The organism is Streptococcus oralis, assembly GCF_023109315.1.
GTDB lineage: Bacteria > Bacillota > Bacilli > Lactobacillales > Streptococcaceae > Streptococcus > Streptococcus oralis_BS.
Genome location: NZ_JALDUF010000001.1, coordinates 351,919 through 375,444, shown reverse-complemented (window position 1 = coordinate 375,444; position 23,526 = coordinate 351,919). Strand labels below are relative to the sequence as shown.

The following is a 23,526-nucleotide window of genomic DNA, read 5'->3' as shown; positions in this document are numbered from 1 at the left end:
TTCTTTTCTTTCTATTTTTTATTTTCTTGAAATGCTGCACCTTCATGTTGCAAGAGCCAGGCTTTCTTTTCGACTCCCGATGCATAGCCTGTCAGACGATTGCCTGATCCCAGCACACGGTGACAGGGTACGAGGATGGACCAAGGATTACGCCCCACTGCTCCGCCAATAGCTTGGGCAGAATCCACCTGCAAATCTTTCGCTATTTGACCGTAAGTCACTGTTTGACCATAAGGAATGCTCTGTAAGTAGGCCCAGACCCACTTTTCAAAATCCGTCCCAATGGGAGCCAAGGGTAGTTTTGACAAATCCTGGGATTGCCCATCAAAGTAAACATCTAAATGGGAAACAATTTGATCCAATATCGGATGACTGGCAACCTCTTCTATCTGTTCAGCTGTCAAACCTCTCTCAAAATGAGTTTGGTCCTGTACCCAAATTCCATACAGATATTGCTCGTCAGCAACTAAGGATAAGGTTCCAATTGGCGACGGGTAGAGCATCTTTGCGTACTTTTTCTGCTTCATTTTTTTAATTTCTGATAGGCCAAACGTTCCCCATCAACTGGAACCTTACCAATCTGTTGGAAGCCTAGCTTTTCAAAGATATGCTGCATGGCCTTGTTTTCTGCATGCGTATCTGAGCGAAAATCTAGATAATCAAAACCTTCAATCAAGCCTTCTAGGAAAGTCTGAGCAACACCTTGTCCTTGGACATCTGCTGCCACAGCGATACGGTGAAAGACCAGATATTCTGATTCTTCCCCCTGCCAACTTCCTTCATAAATGGCTTCATAGGCTTTCTCTGGGCTCTTGGTCACAGCAGCATAGGCTAACAGTTCTCCCTCTTCCAATGCCACATAAGCTTGACCAGAGATGATATCATCAATAATGATGTCAGCATTTGGATAGCCATTTTGCCACTGGTCACTACCAGACTCAGCTAAGCACTTTTTAGCATCCTCCATCACCCGCATAATCGCATCAACTTCGTTTGGAAAAGCTAAACGAATCTCCATCTTTTCCCCTCATTTCTAACTGTTTTCTCTCATCATAGCATAATTTAAAGCTTTCTACAAGCAGTTGAAACTTGACTTTTGTTTTTTATTATTTTATAATCTAGTTATCAAAACTAGATAAAAAGGAGTTGGAAATGAATTCTAACTTTTCCTACCCAAAATGGGAAGACATTCCAAACATTGACCTCTATCTGGATCAGGTTTTACTTTATGTCAATCAGGTCTGTGCCCCTATCTCTCCAGATAAGGACAAGGGACTAACAGCATCTATGGTCAATAACTATGTCAAACATGGTTACCTGACAAAGCCAGACAAGAAAAAATACCAACGCAAACAGATCGCCCGTTTGATTGCCATCACCACTCTCAAGTCTGTCTTTTCGATCCAAGAAATCGCTCAGACCCTTAATACTCTGCAAACTCAAGCGAGCTCAGACCAGCTCTACGATGCTTTTGTAGACTACATGAACCATGGGATTGATCCAGAAAATCCTATTATCCAAACTAGCTGTCAAACGGTTAAACTCTATCATCAAACTCTAGACTTAATCCTTATCAAAGAAGAGGAGGAAATCCAATGAATACCAGTCTAAAGCTCAGTAAAAAACTCAGTTTTGGAGAGGAGATTGCTAATAGCGTGACCCATGCTGTAGGTGCCGTTATCATGCTCATCCTACTCCCTATTTCATCCACCTATAGTTATGAAGCACATGGATTTTTATCATCTTTTGGTGTTTCTATCTTTGTTATCAGTCTCTTTCTCATGTTCCTCTCGTCAACCATTTACCACTCTATGGCCTATGGTTCGACCCACAAATACGTCTTACGAATCATCGACCATTCTATGATTTACGTAGCTATCGCAGGCTCTTATACGCCGGTCGTCTTGACTTTGATGAATAACTGGTTTGGCTATCTGATCATTGCCATTCAGTGGGGAACGACCATCTTTGGCATCCTCTATAAAATCTTTGCTAAAAAGGTCAATGAGAAATTCAGTCTTGCCCTTTACCTGATTATGGGCTGGTTAGTTCTGGCTATCATTCCTGCCATTATCAGTCAAACAACGCCAATTTTCTGGAGTCTCATGGTAACTGGCGGACTCTGTTATACAGTTGGAGCTGGATTTTACGCCAAGAAAAAGCCTTATTTCCACATGATTTGGCATCTCTTTATCCTAGCAGCATCTGCACTCCAATATATCGCGATTGTTTATTACATGTAAAAAAGTTGAGAATCTTTTCTCAACTTTTTTCTTTACACATATTGATAAAATACTGGTGCAAGCGAGCATCATCTGTCAATTCTGGATGAAAAGAGGTTACCAGCATATTTTTTTCTTGCGCAGCAACGATTTGATCATCAACTGTTGCTAGAATTTCTACACCCTCTCCAACACTGCTGATAATCGGTCCACGGATAAAGGTCATGGGAATCTGACCAACTCCCTTACATTCTGCTTCTGTATAAAAACTTCCTAGTTGGCGCCCATAGGCGTTGCGCTCAACTACTATGTCCATAGTCGCTAGATGACTTTCTTCCTGAGAAATGATTTCCTTAGCCAGCAAAATTAAGCCCGCACAAGTTCCAAAGACTGGTAGTCCAGAAAGAATGGCTTCTCGGATGGGAATCAACATCTGCTGGTCACGCAAGAGCTTGCTCATTGTTGTAGACTCACCGCCAGGTAATATCAAACCGGACAAGTCACTCTGATGGTGTTGAAAATCCTCTAAATTTCTGATTTGGACACTAGAGACTCCTAGTTTATCTAGCACTTTTGCATGTTCTGCAAAGGCACCTTGCAAGGCTAGTATTCCGATTTTCATCTATTTTCCTCGCTCTGCCATGAGAATTTGAATTTCATTCTCATTGATACCAACCATGGCTTCCCCTAGGTCTTCAGAGATTTGAGCCAGAATTTGAGGATTTTGGTAGTTGGTTACGGCCTTAACAATAGCACTTGCTCGTTTAACAGGATCTCCTGACTTGAAAATACCTGAACCGACAAAGACGCCCTCTGCCCCCAATTGCATCATTAACGCAGCATCTGCTGGTGTTGCCACACCTCCGGCTGCGAAGTTGACAACTGGTAATTTTCCATGTTGGTGGACGTATTGGACTAATTCAACAGGGACTTGCAAGTCCTTGGCAGCCACATAGAGCTCATCTTCACGGAGGTTTTGAATGCGGCGAATTTCTTGATTCATCATACGCATATGACGAACAGCTTGAACGATGTCTCCTGTACCCGGTTCTCCCTTGGTACGAATCATGGAAGCTCCTTCAGCGATACGACGCAAGGCTTCACCCAAATCCTTAGCTCCACAGACAAAAGGAACTTGAAATTCTTTCTTGTCCACATGGAAACGGTCGTCAGCCGGAGACAGCACTTCACTCTCATCGATATAGTCAATCTCAATAGCCTCTAAAATCTGAGCTTCAACAAAATGCCCGATTCTGACCTTGGCCATCACTGGAATACTGACCGCTTCTTGGATTTCCTTAATCATCTTTGGATCACTCATACGAGAAACTCCACCAGCTGCACGAATATCAGCTGGAATCCGCTCCAAGGCCATAACAGCTGCCGCACCAGCAGCCTCTGCGATACGAGCCTGTTCAGGGTTCTGAACGTCCATGATAACCCCACCTTTGAGCATCTGTGCCAAGTTTTTATTTAGTTCATAACGATTTTCAGTCATTTCTTAATCCTCATCATTTGTATTGGTAGCTACCATTTCATTTTAAGCCAGATTAGAATGAAGTACAAGATAGAAAAATAATAATTGTCTGGGTACAGATGGATTAAAAAAACTATCTGACCTTAACTTAAGGCCAGATAGCTCAGCTATTGTTATTTTTCAGCTGTAAGTGCAGCCATTGTAATGTAGTTGTATGGTTTGTTAAAATGTGGCAAGAAGAATAGGTCTGTCAAAGCCAATTTATCAATTGTCACATGCTCTTGGATAGCAAGTGAGAACATGTGGATTCCCATACTAATTGCAGCATCATGTGAAACCATTTGTGCACCAAGGATTTCGCGACTGTCTTTATCAAAGACAATCTTGATGGCAACTTCGTGGTTGTCATGCTTCATAAATTCTGGTTTTTGAAGATCGTTAAAGCCAGTTTCAGTTGCATTATAGCCTGCAGCTTTGGCTTTTTCAAGAGTCAAACCAGTTGAAACCATGTGAAGACCATAGATTGAAATACCGTTTGATCCTTGCACACCGATTCCTTCCAATTCATGTCCACAAGCATTGTAAGCACCAACGATACCAGTACGTACAGCGTTAGATGCAAGAGCGATGTAGCTAGTGTCTTTACGAGCATTGTCATAAACAGTCGCACAGTCACCAACAGCGTATACACCTGGGATAGATGTTTCTTGTTTCTTGTCTACAAGGAAGGCACCGTTACGGAAGAGTTCAATCTTACCGTCAGCAAGAGCTGTGTTTGGACGGAAACCAACTGCAAGAACCACCATATCCACATCAAATGTTTCTTTGTCTGTTACCAAGCGTTCAACTTTACCGTCACCTTGGATGGCTTTAACTGTTTGACCAAGCGCCAAGCGGATGTTGTGGTCTTCCAAGTTCTTCGCCATCATTTGGGTAAAGTCTTTGTCATAGTAGCCGTTCAAAACAGTGTCTACGATATCAACAAGCACCACGTCTTTTCCAAGACGTTCGAAAGCTTCAGCCAGCTCAACACCGATGTAACCACCACCAACAACGGCAATGCGCTCAAGGTGTTTGCTCTTGTCAGCAAGTTTTTCGATTACTTCTTCTGCATTTTGGTACAACTTAACAAATTGAACATTTTCAAGAGTCGCTTTGAATTCGCGGTTGCCCTTAACGATTTCTACACCTTCGATTGGAGGCAAGATTGGAGTTGAACCAGTTGCAAAGATTAATTTGTCATAAGACTCTTTGTGCTCTTTTCCTTCAACTTCTGCAGTCACAACTTTGTTATCGTAGTCAATTGAAAGAACTGGTGAGTTCATGTAAATTTTAGCACCTTTTGCTTCCAATTTTTCTTTATCAGAGTAGAAGAGACCTTCTGGGCCATCAATTTGTTTCCCGATCCAAAGCGCCATTCCACAACCAAGGAATGAAATATTTGAGTTTTGGTCAAATACTACGATTTCGTTCTCATGACCAAAGTTATCCAACATCGTATTAATACAAGCTGTACCAGCATGGTTAGCACCAACTACAACAATTTTACTCATAGAAAAATTCCTACCTTTAATTTTTGATTTACTTTTCTAGTATATCATTTACTGTTAGCGTTTACAAGGTATTTGCTCAGAATTCTCTTTTTTTCAGAAAAAATACACTTAATATTAACAAACATTATTTTTCTATCGTTTTCATGCTAATTTTGAGCATATTTCTTGACTTTTTGTCAAAATTCATTTGTGAAAACGCTGACTTTATGATATGCTAGATACATGGAAAGAAAATGTAAGGGGTTTAATTTTTCTTTAACCAACTTATATTAAATGATTTCCTATAAAGAGAAAGGAGCTGGTAGCTTGCCTCTTCATTCACGTTCGGAACGGCTAATGGGAACAACTATCACGATTTCATTAGTAGATGAACAGGCTGATTGCCTACTTCAAGGAGTCTTTGATTTGCTCAAGGAGCTCGAATACCGCTTCAACGCCAATAGTCAAGAATCCGAACTGATGGAAATCAACTACAAGGCTGGAATCGCACCTGTTAAGGTTCATCCTGACCTATTTGAACTGATTGCTCTTGGACTAGAGCACAGCCTAGCTCCCTCTAGCCATCTAAATATCAGTATCGGTCCCTTGATTCAAACCTGGCGAATCGGATTTGCAGATGCACGGCTCCCGGAGCTAAACGAAATCGAAGCCGTCTTGCCACTAGTTGACCCACATTTTATCAAGTTAGATCCGACTAACTCTACTGTCTTTTTAGAGAAGAAAGGAATGAAGCTTGATTTAGGTTGTTTAGCTAAGGGCTATAGTGCAGATAAGGTTGCCCAGTATTTAAAAGCACACGGTGTCACCTCTGCCTTGATCAATCTTGGAGGAAATATCCTCACCATCGGGAATAACCAAGCCAAAGAAGGGAAAGCCTGGCAGATTGGGATTCAAGATCCGCGAAATCCTCGTGGCAATCATCTCCTAACCATTCCTGCTTCTAACAAATCCGTTGTCACTTCAGGTATCTATGAACGCCACCTGACAGTAGATGGAAAAGACTATCACCATATCTTTGATAGTGAGACAGGATTTCCTGTCGAAACCGATCTTGCTAGCCTAACGATTATCTCTGATAAATCCGTTGATGGTGAGATTTGGACAACCCGCCTATTTGGAGAACGTAGCGCTTCTATCCTCTGGCAAGTCGAAAGTTTAGATGGTATCGAAGCCATTCTCATCGACAAAGAGGGACGCCTTGCATGTTCTTCAGGCCTTCAAAATTGTATTATGTAAAAAGAGAAAGGAAATCTCATGCTAAAACTTATTGCCATTGTTGGAACGAACTCTAAACGTTCTACAAACCGCCAATTGCTCCAATACATGCAAAAACACTTTGCTGATAAAGCTGAAATTGAACTCGTTGAAATCAAGGATATCCCTGTTTTCAACAAACCAGCAGATAAGCAACTTCCAGCTGAAATTCTTGAGATTGCAGCTAAAATTGAAGCATCTGATGGTGTGATTATCGGTACTCCTGAGTACGACCACTCTATCCCTGCAGTTTTGATGAGCGCTCTTGCTTGGCTATCTTACGGTATCTATCCACTTTTAAACAAACCAATCATGATCACTGGTGCTTCATACGGCACACTTGGTTCATCTCGTGCCCAATTGCAACTTCGTCAAATCTTGAACGCTCCTGAAATCAAGGCAAATGTTCTTCCAGATGAATTCTTGCTCTCACACTCTCTTCAAGCATTTAACCCAAGTGGTGACTTGGTTGACCTTGACGTCATCAAGAAATTGGATGCCATCTTTGATGACTTCCGTATCTTTGTGAAGATTACTGAAAAATTGCGCAATGCACAAGAATTGCTTCGCAAAGATGCAGAAGAATTTGACTGGGAAAATTTGTAAGATAGGAGACCGAAAGAATGAAATTTGTTGGACTTGTTGGATCAAACTACGATCAATCATATAACCGCAAACTCTTGGAATTTATTCGTCGCAATTTCAAATTCAAATTTGAATTAGAAGTTCTTGAAATCGACGAAGTTCCAATGTTTAACCAAGACGAAAAATGGGACGAAAGCTTCCAATTGCGTTTCTTGTATAACAAAATTACACGTGCTGATGGTGTCATTATCGCCACTCCTGAGCACAACCACACTATCTCAGCTTCACTCAAATCTGTACTTGAATGGCTTTCATACGAAGTTCATCCATTTGAAAACAAGCCTGTTATGATTGTGGGTGCATCATACTATGACCAAGGAACATCACGTGCCCAAGTTCACCTTCGTAAAATCCTTGACGCTCCAGGTGTTAATGCCTACACGCTTCCAGGTAACGAATTCCTTCTTGGTAAAGCTAAGGAAGCTTTTGATAACGACGGAAATATCACCAACGAAGGAACTGTTAAATTCCTTGAAACTTGCTTAGATAACTTTGTAAAATACGTAGGAGTCGTTTCGAAATTGAAAAAACCAAAACCAATCGAACCAGAAGACTTGGATTGTGGAAAACCAATTGCTACAACCATTACAGAAGTTGATCCTGACGATCCAGAATGGGTAGAAAAAGTTGCTGCAATCACTGGAGCTGTTTCTGGTGATACCTATGTCAAATTGGACCACGGTATCTTGACGGTTAACCAAATTGATATGTTCTTGAAAGCTATGCCATTTGAATTGACATACGCTGACGATAACAACCAATTCCTCTACTACAACAACGCTCACCAAGATCCAGACACCATGTTTGCCAAACGTGTACCACCTCAATCAGGTAACCGTATGTCGACTGTTCACAATTCTCTTCCACCAGCACGTATGAAGAATGTAGAGTGGGTCATCGGAACACTTCGCAACGGAAACCAAGAATACGTCCGTACGATCGTTCCAGGTTCTCCTGCAGGCGTCATCAATACTCACAACTACCAAGCGATGTACTATCCTGACGGATCATACGCTGGTATCAATGAAATTGTCTTTAACTTCCAACCATGGCTTGACTGGTACCTAAAAGAAACGGGTCAACGTTTGGTAGGCGGTAACGGACCATTTGCTCCTGCTGCTGGAGGACATGGAAATGCTGATGCTACTTCTGGCGCTTCTGATTCAGGTGATGCTGGAGGCCACGGTGGTGGCGCAGACGCTACTTCTGGTGCAAGCAACTAAGAAACCCAAAAGGAGCCAAATGGCTCCTTTTTTTTATTACAACAGAAAAAGGGCTTGTAAATCATCTACAGCCCCCTTTCATTTTATGAGTTAGGATCATCTAAACTACGGCCGTGTAAACCTTTTTCACGTTGCACTTGGCGTAGTTTTTCTGGCGTTACGTCATTTCCTTCCTCGTCCACAATTTTAATTCCTTCAATATGGTGACGAACAGCACGACGATAGCCTTCAATGTATTCCTCACGAAGTTTAGCTTGTTCCACTTTTTCAGCAGAAGTTAAGCCTTCTGTTTTTTTCTTTTTAGCGAGCTCGTTGATACGAGCGATTTTTTTTGAATCCATGTTTATCTCCTTTGTAAAAAGATACAGTTTATTTAATAGAGAGTCTACTTGGTATTGATTTGGTTAAAGCGTGCAAGCTTAGCTGCTTTCTTGGTTAATTGCGACAAGATGGCCAATCGATTTTGACGGATATCTTGATCATCGGTCATTACCATAGTATTCTCAAAGAAAGCATCAATAATTGGGCTAAGCGCAAAGAGTTGTTCTAATTGCTGACTTGCAGTCCCTGATAAAACGAGTGACTCTACTGCTTCCGCCAAGGCTTTCTCTTCTTCATTTTCAAAAAGAGCCGAATCAACTGTTTCAGATCCTTCAGCTTTCTCAGACAAGTTGAAAGCACGTGAGAGAGATTCGACAGATGATTTGAAGTTTTCTTCTTTGCTTGCTTCTACAAGAGCACTTACTGCTTCCAACATATCCGCCACGACAAAGTTCGAACTTGCAAGGACTGCCTCCTTAATGTCTTTCGGAGTAGAACCCATCATCTTATCAACACGAGCCTTGATAAAGTCCATGACCTCTGCTTTATTTCCATAAGTCAAGCTGTCAAATTTCAAAGTGTAAAGGCTATCAATCAACTCATCCATGGCAATGTGCCAACCAAAAGCATCCAAGATACGAACTACACCTTGAGTTGCACGACGAAGGGCATAAGGGTCATTAGAACCTGATGGAATCAAACCTACTGAGAAGAAACTCAAAATCGTATCCAATTTGTCTGCAATGGCTAGAATGGCTCCAATCTTGCTCTCTGGGAGAGCTCCGTCCGCTGATGTAGGCATGTAGTGTTCACGAATGGAAGCCGCAACTGCTGGAGTTTCCCCAGCAAGAAGGGCATATTTCTCACCCATAATTCCTTGGAGTTCATCAAACTCACCAACCATCCCTGTCAACAAGTCAAACTTATAAATGGATGCTGCGCGGGCAAGATCAATCGTTTCATCCACTGATAAACCAGCTTTTTCCGCCAAAAGGACGGCAATCTGACCAGTACGAATCATGTGTTCACGAAGGGAACCAATCTTTTCATGGAAGGTGACGTTGTTTAATTTTTCAACAAGGTCAGAAATAACCAATTTTTGGTCTTCACGCCAGAAGAATTCTCCGTCTTCCAAGCGGGCAACTAAGACTTTTTCATTACCCTTGATGACATTTTCCAAATGCTCTGCGTTTCCATTACGAACAGAAATGAAGTTTGGCAAGAGTTTACCATCCTGATCACGAACAACAAAGTAACGTTGGTGTTCCTTCATTGATGTCACCAAGACTTCTTCTGGAACTTCAAGGTATTTGGCATCAAAACTTCCCATAAAGGCAGTTGGGTATTCAACCAAGTTCAAGACTTCATTCAGCAAATCAGCATCAATTTCGATACGTACACCATGTTCAGCTTCGATTGCCTTGATTTGGTCAACAATCATTTGCTCACGTTCACGAGGATCTGCGATTACAAACTGAGCACGAAGGTCTTCTTCATAACTCAATGCTGACTGAATCTTAGTTTCTTGTCCCAAGAAACGATGGCCGCGACTCACACGACCGCCCTTGATATCAAGGAAATCCAAATCAAACTCTTCTTCATCTAAAAGAACTGTCAAAGTGTGTACAGGGCGGATATATTCAAAGGTGTTGTTAGCCCAGTGCATGCTGACAGGGAATGTCAGTGACTTCAAGACGTCTACTACACCTGGAACAATGGCTTCAACTGGTTGCCCCACTTCTTCCTTGGTAACATAGACATATTCTTCACCCTTGATTTCACGGAATTCAATATCTTCAACCGTCAATCCTTTCCCACGGACAAATCCTTGAGCTGCTTTGGTGAAGTTTCCATCACTATCCAAGGCAATTTTCTTTGCTGGTCCCTTGAAATCTTCGGTCAAATCAGACTGTTTGTCTGCAAGACCAATCACACGAACAGCCAAACGGCGTGGTGTTGAGAAGGTTTGAATGGCTTCAAAGGAAAGACGATTTTCTTTGAGGAAGGTTGCCATTTTTTCACCTAGTTGTTTTTCACTAGGAGTTACTACGTAGGCTGGTAACTCTTCAAGACCGAGTTCTACTAATAAGTTTTTTGTCATGTTTTTTCCTTTACATTTTCTTCAATCTTTTTTTGATATGCACCTTAGTACTGGGGACGTCGCTAACTAACTTTTGTGAGTCTGTAAGGAAATCTTATACCAAATAAACTAAGATTTCCAACAGTTTCATCAAAGTGGATTTAGCTGACTGATTTTTGAACCCAAGGTTTCAAAAATCCCCACATAACAGTACGGCGGTGCATATCCCTCTAGCAAGTCTTCGACTTGCCTTTAACGATTTTAGAGCACAGTATTACTTACTATTCTGCGTCTTCTGCTAAGAGTTTAGCTCGTGTTGCTTCATCCAAAAGTGGGTAGCCTAGGCGTTTGCGTTCTGCGACAAAGGTTTTGGCTACGACACGGGCCAAGTTACGGATACGAGCGATATAGCCTGCACGCTCTGTTACGGATACGGCACCACGCGCGTCAAGTAGGTTAAAGGTATGTGAACATTTGAGAACATAGTCATAGGCAGGGTGAACCAAGCCTTCTTTTAATGCACGACCAGCTTCTTTTTCAAACTTATCAAAGTTTTCAAGCAACATTTCTTGGTCCGAAATTTCAAATGAATATTTTGAGTGCTCATACTCAGGTTGAATAAAGATTTCTCCGTATTTCACACCATCAGCCCACTCGATATCATAGACAGAGTCCACTTCTTGAATGTAAGAAGCCAAACGTTCCAAACCATAGGTAACTTCCGAAGTCACAGGGCCAGTTGCCAATCCACCAACTTGTTGGAAGTAAGTGAACTGAGTGATTTCCATCCCATCAAGCCAGACTTCCCATCCAAGACCAGCTGAACCAGTAGAAGGATTTTCCCAGTTGTCCTCAACGAAACGAATATCGTGTTCCAAAGGGTTGATTCCCAATTTTTCTAAAGACTCAAGGTAAAGTTCTTGGATATTTGATGGAGAAGGCTTCATGACCACTTGGAATTGGTGGTGTTGGTAGAGACGGTTAGGATTTTCTCCATAACGACCGTCAGCAGGACGACGTGATGGTTCTACATAAGCCGCATTCCATGGCTCAGGTCCGATAGCACGAAGGAAAGTGTAAGGGCTCATCGTTCCCGCACCTTTTTCATTATCATAAGCCTGCATAAGCATACAACCTTGGCCATTCCAAAATTGTTGCAAAGTAAGGATGATTTCCTGGAAAGTCAATTTTTTAGACATTGTTTACTCCTTTTTTATAAATTCTTATGACTTTGGATGCAAAAAGAACCGTGTCTTTGCTCCTAAGTCTGTGACCTAGGGGCGTCAGAAACGCGGTTCCACCCTAATTTATTACTTCATTGTTTTTAAAAATACGACAGAAAGCGCCAGTTTCTTACCTTGTTCTACTTGGCTCCCACTACCCCAAGCTCGCTTGAAGAACGCCATAAGACTTTCTTTCTTGTTAATTATTATATCAGAAAGAGAGAAAATTTACAATTCTTTTTCTTACTTTCTAAAAATCCATCTCATCCACACGAGGTGCGCCCGAAGTCACTGAAATTGTCTTTAAGACTTCTCGCTCGTCTTTGCTGAGTTCAATTCCAAAACAGTCAAGATTGCTCTGGATGCGAGAGGCTGTCACTGACTTAGGTAGGGGTAAAAATCCTTCTGCCAAGCTCCAAGCCAAGGCAATTTGAGCAACTGATTTCCCATGATTAGCAGCAATTTCTTGGACTTCTGTCTTGTCAAACAACTCCCCTTGCCCAAATGGTCCCCATGCCTCTAAGAGAATTCCTTTCTCTCTACAGTAGTCAACCACTTCCTCTTGATAAACTCCTGGTGCCAAGCGAACCTGATTGACCGCCGGGATGATTCTTGCTGTCTCAAGCAAGGCGTCCAAATGATGAGGAAGGAGATTACTAACGCCGATAGCACGTATTTTGCCTTCTTGGTAAAGGTCCTCCATCGCTCTCCAGACTTCAGCATTGCGAGTTTTCCATTCGTCATTTTCTCTTAGTGGTTTTGGATTTGGCCAATGGATAAGATACAAATCTAGATAATCCAATCCCAGTTTTTCCATTGATTCTTCAAATGCTTGGCGAGTTTCTTCATAGCTGTGATTGGTATTCCAGAGTTTGGTCGTTACAAAGATTTCTTGTCGTGGAATACCGCTATCTCGAATAGCACGACCAACACTTTCCTCATTTTTATAGATAGCTGCAGTATCGATATGACGATAACCAGCCTTTAAGGCTTCTAAAACGGCTTGATAGGCTACCTCTCCATTTTCAGCTTTCCATGTTCCAAATCCTAGTACAGGAATGGAAACTCCATTATTCAGGGTATATGATTTCATCGTTTTTCCTTTCTATGTGAAGAAAATCTAAAGAAACAAAATTCTGATTATCAGAACACTTGCTCCTTTAGATTTTAACAATTATTGATCACGGTCGTAATAGATCTCGTGAGCCTTCAAGCGAGAATTGAGCAATTCAGGAACAGTTACAAATGTATACCCTTCACCCTTTAAATACTCAATGACACTTGGTAGAGAATTAACAGAAGGACCATGGATATCATGCATGAGAATGATAGAACCATTACGAACTTGGTGTTGAATTTCTGTCAAAATAGCAGCTTCATTCTTACTCTTCCAGTCCAAACTATCCACATCCCACATGATAAAACTCAAGTCAAGACTATTTCGAATATCATCAGTGATGGCACCATAAGGTGGACGCATCAGTTTAGAGCTTGATCCTAAAACTTGAGTCAACAAATCTTCTGTATCAGTGATTTGCTTTTTAGCATCTTCGAGGGATAATTTAGAAAGGATAGGGTGATCCCAGCTATGATTTCCCACAACATGACCTTCCGATTTCATTCGTTTCAGAAGATCCTCATTTCCTGCTATGTTTTTTCCAAGTACAAAGAAGGTTGCTTTTACACCATACTTAGCCAAGGTATCCAAGGCTTGTGGAGTTGTAGTCGGATTTGGACCATCATCAAAGGTCAAGGCTACAACCTTTTTATTTTTCTTGGCAAAGTAAGCTTGATAAAGTTCAGCATCTTTTTCTAGTAAATAAGAGGAATCAATGACATCAAAGAAACTGGATATTGGTAAAGCAATTTCTTCAACAGTCTCTCCAGGATTAGCAGGATAAAGGATAATTTGACTATCTTTATAATCAAAACTCCAAGATGCCAAATCCTGATCTGTGAAGTTTTTGACAACCTGATCAATTTTTGTCTGGTCAAGTTTCTTATCTTCTAGAGTTGATTTGATTTGACTTAGTAAGAGTTCCTTAGCCTTGCTTGCATCTTTAAAAAGTTTACTGAGGTCAAAATCTTTCCCATCTTCAGTCAAGAAAATTTTTCCTAAAGAAGTCTTTTCTTTTTCTTCAACCTTTGCTGCAGACAAATCGTAGACTTGCTTTCTGATATTACGAGCAACAACTCCCTTTAAGACAGGATCCAGCTGTTCAGTATAATAAAAGACCAGATCCTCTTTATCTTCTAGATTTTCTTTGATGTCTTGGTTGATTTTTTCTCTAATAGACGCAATAACTTCCTCTCCTTGCAGAGGGTAGTAGGCAATCACCTCCGCTTGCCCTTTTCGGAAATTGTCCCTCTGACTACCTGAGTTGAATTGCTGATCCTTGTCGCTTTTTAACGCTTCAATTTTTTGTTCATAAGATTGCTTTTGTAGAACCTTGTAGCCAATGGCACTTCCCAAAAGAATCATAGCGATTCCTAAGATCCCAACAAAGGAAAGCAATAACCTTCTCTTTTTATCGTGAGAAACACGGTTCATATTTTTCTTCATATTTCCATCATATCAAATCAAAGCTATTATTTCAATGATAAACAGATAATCTAGCTCCATTTCAAAAAATAAAGAAAAAGCTTAGAATTCTCTAAGCTTCTATTTTAAAAGCGAATTGCTTCACGTGTTTTTTCATATGAAGTCACAAAACGGTTTGTAACTCCTGGTTCTGCAACTTCCAAGGCTTGAGAAATCTTCTCAAATGATGCCCGGTAGTCAAACTCTTTCTCAAAAATTTCAAGTGCTTCGTTGAAAGCCTCTTGGATGCGTTCATCAAATGAACGGTAACGATTTGAGTATTGGAGAAGTTGCTCTGTCAAAGTTGCATACTGAACAATATCGTATGTTTCTGTCTCAAGTACTGCCATATCATTCGTTGCAATTTCAAGAATTCGCTTAACAGATTCAATATTAACCTGCGGTTGTTCTAGCTCCGCCATCAAATCTTCAGTGTTATGACTTGCAGTAAAGAAGAGTTTCAAGAAACTTTGAGGGATTCCTGGTAAGTTTCGCTTTTCCATGTAACGTTTGATGGTGTGCAAACGATTCACATAGACATTTGCTTTTTGGCGAGCATTGAGGTCGTCTTTTTCAATTTGCGCAAGTCGTTCGCTCACAGAAATTTGCTCATCTTCAATATCTTTGAGATTGCTTTGAAGCATTTCCAACTGTTCTTCAAGAACAGAATAGGCTTGAGCAGATTCTCTTTGATCCTCTGTTACTTCTAAAATAGCAGTATCAAGTGCAGCTAATTCTTCTTGAAGTCGGCGAACATGATTTCCATCACTTTCTGGAAGAAGGTAAGTTTTATTCAGGCGTTCAAGATCTTGAACAAGCACCTGGTTATTTTCTTTCAAGTGGTTGAGATAGGTTGGAAGTGTTGAGAGGAGATTCTCAACGACTTTTTGAGCCGCAATTTCACGAGTGAAAATATCATAAAGTGCGTTGATTTCTTCTTGAATGCGATTATTTTCATACTCTGCATTGTCCAACTCCAACTGACGAATGTTTTCTTGATTATTCTTCAAAGATTCATGCAAAAGTTGGAAACGTGACTCAATATCTGTTTCAGTAAAGTGATAATTGGCATCCAAAAGCTTACGATAGCCTTCTTCCAAATCTGCTAATTGGTCTGGTAATTCCTTTGTCAAGGTTTCAACAAGAGCTGGAATCCGATCAACAATATGCGTTAGAGCAAGAATATGATTTTCAGTATCATCTAAGATTGCTGCAGCTTCAACTGGGTCACCTGATGAGTTAAGGGTAACAAATTGAGAGAATTCCGATTGGATGTTTTCCAATTGTTTCTCAATCTCAGGAAGAGCTTTTCCATATTTCTCTGAGTCCTCTGCAACAGTATGTTGAAGAGTTTCAAACAAGTCCAAAGCATGTAGGACACGACCACTATTCTTAGATTCTTGCTTTTCAAGTTCAGAAAGGGCATTGCGAATAGCTGCAATATCCTCTTCAATCAAACTAATCTGGCTTTCAATTTGATCAATCTTGTGAGCTGCTTTAAAGAAACGGAAAGAATTATTGTAGTTTTCAGCTTCAAAGAGGTGATTTTCGATGTCTGCAAATGAGTTCAGAGATAAATCAACCCATTTTTGATTCCATTCACGAAAGGTTACCTGACTTTGACCAATCAAGTGCATATTTTTAACGGCTTCAACCTCATCATTTACAGGAAGGTTGTAGAGTTCTTCTTTTCTTTCTTCAAGCGCCGTTAATCTGCTTACATTACGCTTACGTAGAAAAATGGCTGTTACATAAGCTAAAATCAAAATGACCGCAATCGCAACCATTAGATAAATTAGTTGTCCATTAGACATATCAAACTCCTTTTATACTAGAAACAATCGTAATGATTATATCATATTTTTTAAACCAAGGGAACTATTTCCCACATTTTTTAGACGTCAAGTGTACTGTAAACAGCGTTTTCTTCGATAAATTCGCGACGAGGTTCTACCCGATCGCCCATCAACATATCAAAGATTCTATCTGCTTCAGCAGCATCATCTACTGAAACACGCGCCATCAAGCGATGTTCAGGGTCCATAGTTGTTTCCCACAATTGGTGGTCATCCATTTCTCCCAACCCCTTATAACGTTGGATGGTTGGTTTTGAACGCCCTTCACTGTGACGTGTTAAGGCTTCTTGGAGTTTAATTTCTTGATCTGTACCTGGCTGGATGTATTCTTTGATCTCACTTCCAACTTTAACCCCATAAATCGGTGGTTGGGCAATATAAACATAACCAGCTTCTAGAATTGGTTTCATGTAGCGGTAAATCAAGGTTAGCAAGAGAGTTCGAATGTGGGCTCCATCAACATCGGCATCGGTCATCAAAACGAGTTTTTGGTAACGAGCCTTAGTGACATCAAATTCTGCACCAAATCCTGTCCCCATGGCTGTGAAGAGACTTCGAATTTCTTCGTTGGCAAGAATCTTATCCATGCTAGCTTTTTCAACGTTCAAGATCTTACCACGAATTGGAAGGATAGCCTGGAATTCACGGTTACGACCAGATTTAGCTGATCCACCGGCCGAGTCCCCTTCGACGATGAAGAGTTCGGTTTCAGCAGGATTATTTGAAGAACAGTCTGCTAGTTTTCCTGGAAGATTGGAAATTTCCAAGCCAGATTTCTTGCGTGTGACTTCACGCGCACGCTTGGCAGCCACACGAGCCTTGGCAGCCAAAATTCCTTTTTCCACGATACGCTTGGCAATCTGTGGATTTTCCATGAGAAAATCAGAGAAGGCATCGCTGAAAAGGCGATTGGTGATCTTAACCACTTCACTATTGCCCAGTTTGGTCTTGGTTTGTCCTTCAAACTGTGGATTTGGATGCTTGACAGAGATCACAGCAGTCAGACCTTCACGGACATCTTCCCCTGTTAGGTTGTCTTCATTGTCTTTTAGCAGCTTATTTTTGCGGGCATAATCATTGATAACACGCGTCAGTGCTGTACGGAAACCTTGCTCATGCGTTCCGCCTTCATGGGTGTGAATGTTATTGGCGAAACTCATGACGTTTTCGTGGTAACCGGTTGTGTACTGCATGGCTACTTCAACGGTAATATCATCCATCTCACCGTCTGTGTAGATTGGTGTATCAAAGATCACATCCTTGTTCTCGTTGATATATTCAACGTAGCTAGCAATCCCACCCTCATAGTGGTAATGCTTGGTTTGTTCGAGACCTTCACGCTTATCTGTGATGGAGATTCGAAGACCTCGGTTCAAAAAGGCTAGTTCTTGAATACGTTTGTTTAATTTTTCAAAGTCAAAGGTCGTTGTTTCTGTAAAAATCTCTGGGTCCGGCGTGAAGTGAACTGTTGTTCCGGTTCTATCCGTATCTCCAACCACTTCAAGATCAGCAACGACATTCCCACGGTGGTATTCTTGATAATAAATTTTTCCGTTTTTATGAACCCGAACATCTAGTTGAGTTGAGAGGGCATTTACTACTGATGAACCCACACCGTGCAATCCACCTGATACCTTGTATCCGCCACCGCCGAATTTTCCTCCAGCGTGAAGAACAGTAAAGACGGTCTCAACGGCAGGACGTCCTGTCTTTTCCTGAATGTCAACAGGAATACCACGTCCATCATCCACAACGGTGATGGAATTATCTGGCTCAATAAGGACTTGGATATGACTGGCAAATCCTGCTAGGGCTTCATCAATTGAATTATCAACGATTTCCCAGACTAGATGGTGAAGGCCTTCTTTTGAAGTCGACCCAATATACATACCTGGACGCATACGAACGGCCTCCAACCCCTCCAAAACTTGAATTTGGCTGGCATCATAATCCTGTGCCTGTTGATTTTTGATTTCTTCTGTCATTTTTTCCCTTTTCTTACATGTCTATTGCTTGTCTCAGTGTCACAACGTTTTTAAAAAGATAGGCATCTAAGCCGGCAGCTTTCCCTGCTTCTACATCAATATTCCTGTCACCAATGACCAAACCAGATGTAATATGATATTTATCACGTAAATAAATCATGGACTCAGGATCTGGTTTTCGTTTAAAGCCAGAACTGGCAGTCACCACCTCGGTGAAGTAGTTCGCTATCTGGGTCTTAGCAAGAAGTTCTAGAACTTGGTCATTTCGATGAGAAACCAAGAAATGGCGACCACCCTTGTCCGAAATGTCTTTGAGTAGTTCTGGAATCCCTTCAAACAAAACTGGATACTCTAGCTCACGCGCTTCATTTTCTTTGTAGTTTTCTAAAAAATTCTCGATGTCTGGGGCAAACTTCTCAATGGCAAAAGCTGTCGAAACCTTCAAGGCTTCGTAAACACAGTCGTGTTCTTGCTCTATTCCGTATTGGGCTAAGGTCTCTACAAAGGCTGCTGTAGAAGTCTCATAATTATCCAATAGGGTACCACCTAAATCCCATATGTAGTCGTGATATTTCATACCCTTCATTATACCATTTTTTTACGAAAAAAGCGATGATTTCCTAGATTTTTCCAAGCAAAAACGAGAGCCGAACTCTCGTCTTATTGTTGATTTCCAAAGACATCTCGATAGAGCATGCCGACTCGTAAACTTTCAGCATCTCCTCCCAACTGCTCTACCAACTCATAGGCAAAGGCAAGGGCAGTTGACGGTCCTCGGCTGGTTGTTAGATTGCCATCCACAACTACTGTTTCCTTTCGGTAAATTCCATCAGTAATTTGCTCCTGAACACCGTCATAACAGGTGAAGTGCTTGTCTTTCAGGATACCTGCTTGATGGAGGGCGATTGGAGCTGCACAGATGGCAGCAATTTTCTTTCCTGCTTGATTAAAGGCTTGAATCTCAGAAATAAGGGCTTGATTATCCCGTAGGTGAGCTGAGCCTGGCATACCACCTGGAAGAACGACCAAGTCATAGTCGGACAAATCGCCATCAAAGATATGGTCGGCTTTTACCCGAATGTCATGTGACCCTGTCACCTGCTCTTCAAATCCTACCATATCACAAGAAATGTTTGCTCGACGCAAGACATCGACTACTGTCAAGGCTTCGATTTCTTCAAAACCCTGGGCTAAAATAACTGCTACTGTTGCCATAGTGGCCTCCTTATTTGATTTGTTTTAGGACGACTTTCTTTCGTTTGAATGGAACTTTTCCACTTTTCTCCTCCGCTAGGTTTGTCTGGTAACTCATAGACAAAAGGAGACCAACACCAATGAGGTTGCTAATAATTGCGGAGCCCCCTTGAGAAATGAAAGGCAGAGGAATCCCTGTCAAAGGAAGCAAGCCTGTCACGGCACCGATATTTTCAAAGATATGGAAGAGCAACATCATGATAAAACCAGTCGAAATGTAGGTGTAGAACTGGTTATTTGACCTGAGAGTAATCTTCAACATCCGATAGATGAGAAGTAAGTACAAGGCAACAACAAAAACCGAACCAATGAAGCCAAAATCCTCAGCAATCACCGTGAAAATCATATCACTCTCACGTACTGGAATGAGGAGATTGGACACATTGAAACCTTGCCCAAACAAGCCACCACTTCCAATCGCAATTTGTCCCTGCGCCTGTTGGTAAGTCGTTGTTTGCGCAAAGTCAAAGGGATTGAGCCAAGCCAAAATGCGGTTGATCTGGTAAGTTGGCATTCCAATCTGATGCAAGAAGGCACGTCCATCCTTGCTTATAAAGATGGCCATAAAACCTGCAACTGCAGTCACTCCTGTCGCAAAAACAGGAATGATAATCTTCCACGAAACACCTGAAAGGAGAACCATACCTGCAAAAATAGCTACAAAGACCAAGGCAGTCCCCAAGTCACTTTGTAGGGCTAAGAGGATCAAGACTGGGATGGTAAAGGCAATCATCCAACCAATCAATAGGAAATCCAAGGGAATAGTCCGTCGCCATTCCTTGTGTTTTTGAGTGAATTGTACGATGACTCGAGCCAACATCAAGATATAGGAAATCTTCATGAACTCCGATGGCTGAAAGAGTGTCGTTCCACCAATCGATACCCAGTTCTTGGCACCTGTTGATGCTACAAGATTTGGATTGTAGAAAACAAGAGGGAGGACCATCAAGGCTAGGCCTAAACCATAGAGATAAGGAGTCACCTTCCATAAAAACTCAGTATTGAAGAACATGACCACAAAACCAATGACAAGGCCCAAGGAAATCCAAGCAATTTGCTGGCCTAGTATTGGTAACACATTATTTGGATAGTCATGACTAACTGCTATATAAATGGCCACTACTCCAATCACCAGTAAACAAAACACTGGTAGAAGGAGGCTATAATCGACTCGAGAGTCGAAGGAACGTTTCATATTTTTTACCTTTTCTCTTTCTTGGATTTTTCTTTCATTCTATTGCGACGAGATTGGAGAAAATCAGCTACAGCAGGCTCTAGCTGTTCTCTAGAAAGAACTTGAACAGCCCTTTCTTTTGACAAGGTCTGGGCGATTTGTTTACCATAACGCTTGCTGACAACACGACTGTCTAAGATTACAGCAACCGAACCTTGGTTGGGCCGTCTAACAGTACGACCAAGGGCTTGTTTTAGCCGAATGATCGCCATCGGTAACTGATAATCATAGAAAGGATTTTTCCCTTCTTGACGCAGTTCTTGGTTTAACTTTTTGGTTAACGGCTCTTGGGGATTTTGGAAAGGCAATCTCGGAATCACTTGAATCACGCAAGGATGGGTTGAAAAATCAACTCCTTCCCAGAAACTGCCTGTTCCAAGCAAGATCTGGCGTTCACCCTTTTCAAAACGTTTTTTCAGTTGACTTGGTTCCCCATTTTTATACTGAGCTAGATGCGGTTGGTCGAGCAGGTCCGAAACTGCCAGCAACATTTCTTTTGAGGTAAACAAAACCAATAAAGGTTCTTGGAAGGCTTGTAAACCTCGGATAACAGAAGCCACTTCACTAGCATAGTCAAAAGGTGAAACTTCCGTCACAAGAGGAAAGTCATCAATTAGAAAGACTTCTTGTTGCTCCTGTTTTGCTACATCAAGCCTAACAAGCGGAGCATCTGGAAAGCCCAATAAATCTGCTAGGGAAACTCGATTGCTGATTTCAAGAGTAGCTGATACTCCTAGGAGCCTACAATCTTCTGGCAATAAGTCTGCTAGTATAAAGCGACCTTTTTTGCTTGAACAAATCAAGACATCCTTGCTAGATTTCTCTGCTGTAGCAAGCCAAAATTCACGGTCCGAGGTGAAAAAGTTTGCAAGCTCTCTATACTCTGGGAGAGCTAGCTCCGAAAAATGCTGGCGCAACTGTTCAAGAGAATCCAACCACTTTCCATTCCTAAGGCCCGACTGATAGTGCTCCATCAAGTAACGACATTCAAAGCCGATACTCTCAAGCAAGCGTTTCTGAACCAAATCTTCATCTGTCTCCAAGGACTTATCAAGCTGGGTTACAAGTTCCTCAAGGCGATAAGCCTGCTGGGCTAAATTTTCGAGAGCTAGTAGCATTTTTTGAGCTTCATCCAAGATCAGCAAACGGTTGTCGACAAACTCTGGATTGTCTTCCAAACGAGTGATCAGATAGGCATGATTGGTCAAGAGAACACGACTGGTCTTGGCCTTTTCCTGCCCTCGTTTCCAAAAATCCTCTGTAGCAAATAGGCTTTTCTTTGAAAGCTTACCATCGTGGACTAGTTCAGGCAGAAAGTGCTGATAGCGATAAAGTTGCCCGATTTCGTCCAAGTCGCCAGTCTCTGTCTCTGTTAGCCAGATGAGCAGTTGCATTTTAAAGCGTGTGAAAAGGCGATTGGACTCCGGTCGATGGAGAACTCGGTGAAAGGCATCCAGTTTTAAATAATTTTGAGGCCCCTTGAGACTATGAATTTCCAGATGGAAGACCTCTTTTAAGCGCTGACCTTCTTCTTGCATGATTTGATTTTGAAGAATTTTGGTGGGAACACTCACTAGGATCCCTGCTTGACCCTCCAAGTTCAAAGCTGGGAGGAGATAACCATAAGTCTTTCCCAGTCCTGTTTGAGCTTGGATGAAGGAAGTCTGGTGTTCTTCCAATAAGTGCTCAACCTTCTCCGCAAATTCCAACTGTTGCGGACGCTCCTCCAGCCCCAATAAAGAAATATTTTTAGCAAAATCTTTGGATAACTTTCGTGGGACTAAGCCTTTGCTTTCCTTTCTGAGGAAAAGTCCATGAAGCTCCATCAAGTCCGGTAAAGACAAGAGAGATTGTTGCTGATAGACCTCCTCAATCACCAGATAACTTTCATAGAGAAGGTTGTCTGCAAGGTTTAATAAGCTTTCTAAGAGCCCTTTTGGTAACTCAAAAAGTTTTTGACGCATGTAAAGCAAGAGTTCTGCTGTTGCCTGAGCATCTGACAGGGCAGTATGGGCATGTTCCAGCTCAATGCCCAACTCTTGACAAAGGATTCCTAAGTTATACTTTTCAAACTGAGGATACAGAACTTGAGCAAGCTCAACTGTATCCACCCGCGGTGTGCGCAATTCATATCCTTCAAAAAAGAGAAATTCTGCAAGAAGGTTGGCATCAAACTGTACATTGTGCGCAACAAAAATACCGTCCTTAACCAATTCAAAAATTTTTCCGGCCACCTGAGAAAACTCTGGTGCCGCAGCCAAACGCCGATCGGTCAGACCCGTTAATTCTTTGATATGAGAATCCAAGGGTTCGTGGGGATTGACATCAGTCGCATACTGATTGATGATTTCACCATTCTCAATCACCACAATGCCTACTTGAATAATTTTTGCCTTGCTTCCGGTGCTGGTCGCCTCTAAATCAACGACCACATACCGATCATTTCTTGCATTCATCATTAAAAATTATATCAAAAAAAGCATGATTTGACACCCCTCAACTTTGATAACAACCTCGCTTTTCTTTTGAGTTTGAGTAAAAATCAAGACCTTAAAAGTGAGAATTCCTCGTAAGTTCAGCAGTTGATTGCTGGTTCTGAGGTATTTGAAAACCTTATC

Annotated in this window: 21 protein-coding genes; 5 read left to right on the top strand and 16 right to left on the bottom strand. The window is 41.6% G+C overall.

Features of this window, described 5'->3' with window-relative positions; genetic code table 11:
- Positions 1-11: 11 nt before the first annotated feature.
- Both M1F74_RS01770 and M1F74_RS01765 read right to left on the bottom strand, forming a co-directional pair.
- Positions 12-527: a methylated-DNA--[protein]-cysteine S-methyltransferase gene (locus M1F74_RS01770; RefSeq protein WP_247946119.1), complete on the bottom strand. Its 516-nt coding sequence runs from the start codon at positions 525-527 to the stop codon at positions 12-14.
- Positions 524-1,018: a GNAT family N-acetyltransferase gene (locus M1F74_RS01765; protein ID WP_247946118.1), complete on the bottom strand. Its 495-nt coding sequence runs from the start codon at positions 1,016-1,018 to the stop codon at positions 524-526. The genes M1F74_RS01770 and M1F74_RS01765 overlap by 4 nt, the downstream gene beginning before the upstream one ends.
- Before the next feature lie 134 nt (positions 1,019-1,152).
- Here M1F74_RS01765 and M1F74_RS01760 point away from each other — a divergent pair, with 134 nt between their 5' ends.
- On the top strand, positions 1,153-1,599 hold the full coding sequence (locus tag M1F74_RS01760; protein ID WP_001087578.1) for a DUF1836 domain-containing protein: 447 nt from the start codon (positions 1,153-1,155) through the stop codon (positions 1,597-1,599).
- Complete coding sequence (gene trhA / locus M1F74_RS01755) at positions 1,596-2,243, top strand: PAQR family membrane homeostasis protein TrhA (RefSeq protein WP_001097972.1); 648 nt, start codon at positions 1,596-1,598, stop codon at positions 2,241-2,243. Before M1F74_RS01760 ends, trhA begins: the two co-directional genes overlap by 4 nt.
- Positions 2,244-2,262: 19 nt before the next feature.
- On the opposite strand, the gene pdxT is transcribed toward trhA, so the two are convergent.
- From pdxT to nox, 3 genes are all read right to left on the bottom strand, one after another.
- The gene (gene pdxT / locus M1F74_RS01750) at positions 2,263-2,844 is read right to left on the bottom strand and encodes a pyridoxal 5'-phosphate synthase glutaminase subunit PdxT (protein ID WP_057488564.1); all 582 of its coding nucleotides are present in this window, start codon (positions 2,842-2,844) and stop codon (positions 2,263-2,265) included.
- Positions 2,845-3,720: a pyridoxal 5'-phosphate synthase lyase subunit PdxS gene (gene pdxS / locus M1F74_RS01745; protein WP_000138522.1), complete on the bottom strand. Its 876-nt coding sequence runs from the start codon at positions 3,718-3,720 to the stop codon at positions 2,845-2,847.
- A gap of 152 nt (positions 3,721-3,872) precedes the next feature.
- Positions 3,873-5,252 (bottom strand): H2O-forming NADH oxidase, encoded by a 1,380-nt coding sequence (gene nox, locus M1F74_RS01740; protein WP_084851628.1) that lies wholly within the window; start codon positions 5,250-5,252, stop codon positions 3,873-3,875.
- 306 nt (positions 5,253-5,558) lie between these two features.
- On the opposite strand from nox, the gene M1F74_RS01735 reads away from it, so the two are divergent.
- From M1F74_RS01735 to M1F74_RS01725, 3 genes are read left to right on the top strand one after another with little or no spacing between them, the layout of a single operon-like run.
- The gene (locus M1F74_RS01735) at positions 5,559-6,488 is read left to right on the top strand and encodes an FAD:protein FMN transferase (RefSeq protein ID WP_282184732.1); all 930 of its coding nucleotides are present in this window, start codon (positions 5,559-5,561) and stop codon (positions 6,486-6,488) included.
- A gap of 18 nt (positions 6,489-6,506) precedes the next feature.
- Positions 6,507-7,112 carry an NADPH-dependent FMN reductase gene (locus M1F74_RS01730; protein ID WP_000915933.1) on the top strand — a complete coding sequence of 202 codons (606 nt, stop codon included), beginning with the start codon at positions 6,507-6,509 and terminating at the stop codon, positions 7,110-7,112.
- A 17-nt stretch (positions 7,113-7,129) separates the two neighbouring features.
- On the top strand, positions 7,130-8,374 hold the full coding sequence (locus tag M1F74_RS01725; RefSeq protein WP_220107069.1) for an NAD(P)H-dependent oxidoreductase: 1,245 nt from the start codon (positions 7,130-7,132) through the stop codon (positions 8,372-8,374).
- 83 nt (positions 8,375-8,457) lie between these two features.
- On the opposite strand, the gene M1F74_RS01720 is transcribed toward M1F74_RS01725, so the two are convergent.
- The 11 genes from M1F74_RS01720 to M1F74_RS01670 all read right to left on the bottom strand — a co-directional run bounded on the left by M1F74_RS01720 (position 8,458) and on the right by M1F74_RS01670 (position 23,364).
- Positions 8,458-8,715: a DUF896 family protein gene (locus M1F74_RS01720; protein WP_000377481.1), complete on the bottom strand. Its 258-nt coding sequence runs from the start codon at positions 8,713-8,715 to the stop codon at positions 8,458-8,460.
- A 44-nt stretch (positions 8,716-8,759) separates the two neighbouring features.
- Positions 8,760-10,796 carry a glycine--tRNA ligase subunit beta gene (glyS, locus tag M1F74_RS01715; protein ID WP_247946116.1) on the bottom strand — a complete coding sequence of 679 codons (2,037 nt, stop codon included), beginning with the start codon at positions 10,794-10,796 and terminating at the stop codon, positions 8,760-8,762.
- 260 nt (positions 10,797-11,056) lie between these two features.
- Positions 11,057-11,974, bottom strand: coding sequence for a glycine--tRNA ligase subunit alpha (gene glyQ, locus M1F74_RS01710; protein WP_247946115.1), 918 nt, complete (start codon positions 11,972-11,974; stop codon positions 11,057-11,059).
- 274 nt (positions 11,975-12,248) lie between these two features.
- Entirely contained in the window at positions 12,249-13,091 is an 843-nt protein-coding gene (locus tag M1F74_RS01705) for an aldo/keto reductase (RefSeq protein ID WP_247946114.1), read from the bottom strand.
- Positions 13,092-13,172: 81 nt separating this feature from the next.
- Complete coding sequence (gene pgdA / locus M1F74_RS01700) at positions 13,173-14,561, bottom strand: peptidoglycan-N-acetylglucosamine deacetylase PgdA (RefSeq protein ID WP_247946113.1); 1,389 nt, start codon at positions 14,559-14,561, stop codon at positions 13,173-13,175.
- 104 nt (positions 14,562-14,665) lie between these two features.
- Positions 14,666-16,393: a septation ring formation regulator EzrA gene (gene ezrA, locus M1F74_RS01695; protein WP_247946112.1), complete on the bottom strand. Its 1,728-nt coding sequence runs from the start codon at positions 16,391-16,393 to the stop codon at positions 14,666-14,668.
- Between the two features lie 80 nt (positions 16,394-16,473).
- On the bottom strand, positions 16,474-18,420 hold the full coding sequence (gene gyrB, locus M1F74_RS01690; RefSeq protein ID WP_247946111.1) for a DNA topoisomerase (ATP-hydrolyzing) subunit B: 1,947 nt from the start codon (positions 18,418-18,420) through the stop codon (positions 16,474-16,476).
- Positions 18,421-18,433: 13 nt separating this feature from the next.
- A complete protein-coding gene (locus M1F74_RS01685) occupies positions 18,434-18,997 on the bottom strand; it encodes an HAD-IA family hydrolase (RefSeq protein WP_282184731.1) in 564 nt (187 codons plus the stop codon).
- Between the two features lie 83 nt (positions 18,998-19,080).
- On the bottom strand, positions 19,081-19,635 hold the full coding sequence (locus tag M1F74_RS01680) for a DJ-1 family glyoxalase III (protein WP_247946109.1): 555 nt from the start codon (positions 19,633-19,635) through the stop codon (positions 19,081-19,083).
- 10 nt (positions 19,636-19,645) lie between these two features.
- The gene (locus M1F74_RS01675) at positions 19,646-20,869 is read right to left on the bottom strand and encodes an FtsW/RodA/SpoVE family cell cycle protein (RefSeq protein WP_084939162.1); all 1,224 of its coding nucleotides are present in this window, start codon (positions 20,867-20,869) and stop codon (positions 19,646-19,648) included.
- A 5-nt stretch (positions 20,870-20,874) separates the two neighbouring features.
- Entirely contained in the window at positions 20,875-23,364 is a 2,490-nt protein-coding gene (locus M1F74_RS01670; protein ID WP_432654175.1) for a bifunctional DnaQ family exonuclease/ATP-dependent helicase, read from the bottom strand.
- Positions 23,365-23,526 lie beyond the last annotated feature (162 nt).

Coding starts and splice junctions, on each gene's coding strand:
- M1F74_RS01770 (WP_247946119.1), bottom strand. CDS start 527: ATGAAGCAGAAAAAGTACGCAAAGATGCTCTACCCGTCGCCAATTGGA.
- M1F74_RS01765 (WP_247946118.1), bottom strand. CDS start 1,018: ATGGAGATTCGTTTAGCTTTTCCAAACGAAGTTGATGCGATTATGCGG.
- M1F74_RS01760 (WP_001087578.1), top strand. CDS start 1,153: ATGAATTCTAACTTTTCCTACCCAAAATGGGAAGACATTCCAAACATT.
- trhA (WP_001097972.1), top strand. CDS start 1,596: ATGAATACCAGTCTAAAGCTCAGTAAAAAACTCAGTTTTGGAGAGGAG.
- pdxT (WP_057488564.1), bottom strand. CDS start 2,844: ATGAAAATCGGAATACTAGCCTTGCAAGGTGCCTTTGCAGAACATGCA.
- pdxS (WP_000138522.1), bottom strand. CDS start 3,720: ATGACTGAAAATCGTTATGAACTAAATAAAAACTTGGCACAGATGCTC.
- nox (WP_084851628.1), bottom strand. CDS start 5,252: ATGAGTAAAATTGTTGTAGTTGGTGCTAACCATGCTGGTACAGCTTGT.
- M1F74_RS01730 (WP_000915933.1), top strand. CDS start 6,507: ATGCTAAAACTTATTGCCATTGTTGGAACGAACTCTAAACGTTCTACA.
- M1F74_RS01725 (WP_220107069.1), top strand. CDS start 7,130: ATGAAATTTGTTGGACTTGTTGGATCAAACTACGATCAATCATATAAC.
- M1F74_RS01720 (WP_000377481.1), bottom strand. CDS start 8,715: ATGGATTCAAAAAAAATCGCTCGTATCAACGAGCTCGCTAAAAAGAAA.
- glyS (WP_247946116.1), bottom strand. CDS start 10,796: ATGACAAAAAACTTATTAGTAGAACTCGGTCTTGAAGAGTTACCAGCC.
- glyQ (WP_247946115.1), bottom strand. CDS start 11,974: ATGTCTAAAAAATTGACTTTCCAGGAAATCATCCTTACTTTGCAACAA.
- M1F74_RS01705 (WP_247946114.1), bottom strand. CDS start 13,091: ATGAAATCATATACCCTGAATAATGGAGTTTCCATTCCTGTACTAGGA.
- pgdA (WP_247946113.1), bottom strand. CDS start 14,561: ATGAAGAAAAATATGAACCGTGTTTCTCACGATAAAAAGAGAAGGTTA.
- ezrA (WP_247946112.1), bottom strand. CDS start 16,393: ATGTCTAATGGACAACTAATTTATCTAATGGTTGCGATTGCGGTCATT.
- gyrB (WP_247946111.1), bottom strand. CDS start 18,420: ATGACAGAAGAAATCAAAAATCAACAGGCACAGGATTATGATGCCAGC.
- M1F74_RS01685 (WP_282184731.1), bottom strand. CDS start 18,997: ATGAAATATCACGACTACATATGGGATTTAGGTGGTACCCTATTGGAT.
- M1F74_RS01680 (WP_247946109.1), bottom strand. CDS start 19,635: ATGGCAACAGTAGCAGTTATTTTAGCCCAGGGTTTTGAAGAAATCGAA.
- M1F74_RS01675 (WP_084939162.1), bottom strand. CDS start 20,869: ATGAAACGTTCCTTCGACTCTCGAGTCGATTATAGCCTCCTTCTACCA.
- M1F74_RS01670 (WP_432654175.1), bottom strand. CDS start 23,364: ATGAATGCAAGAAATGATCGGTATGTGGTCGTTGATTTAGAGGCGACC.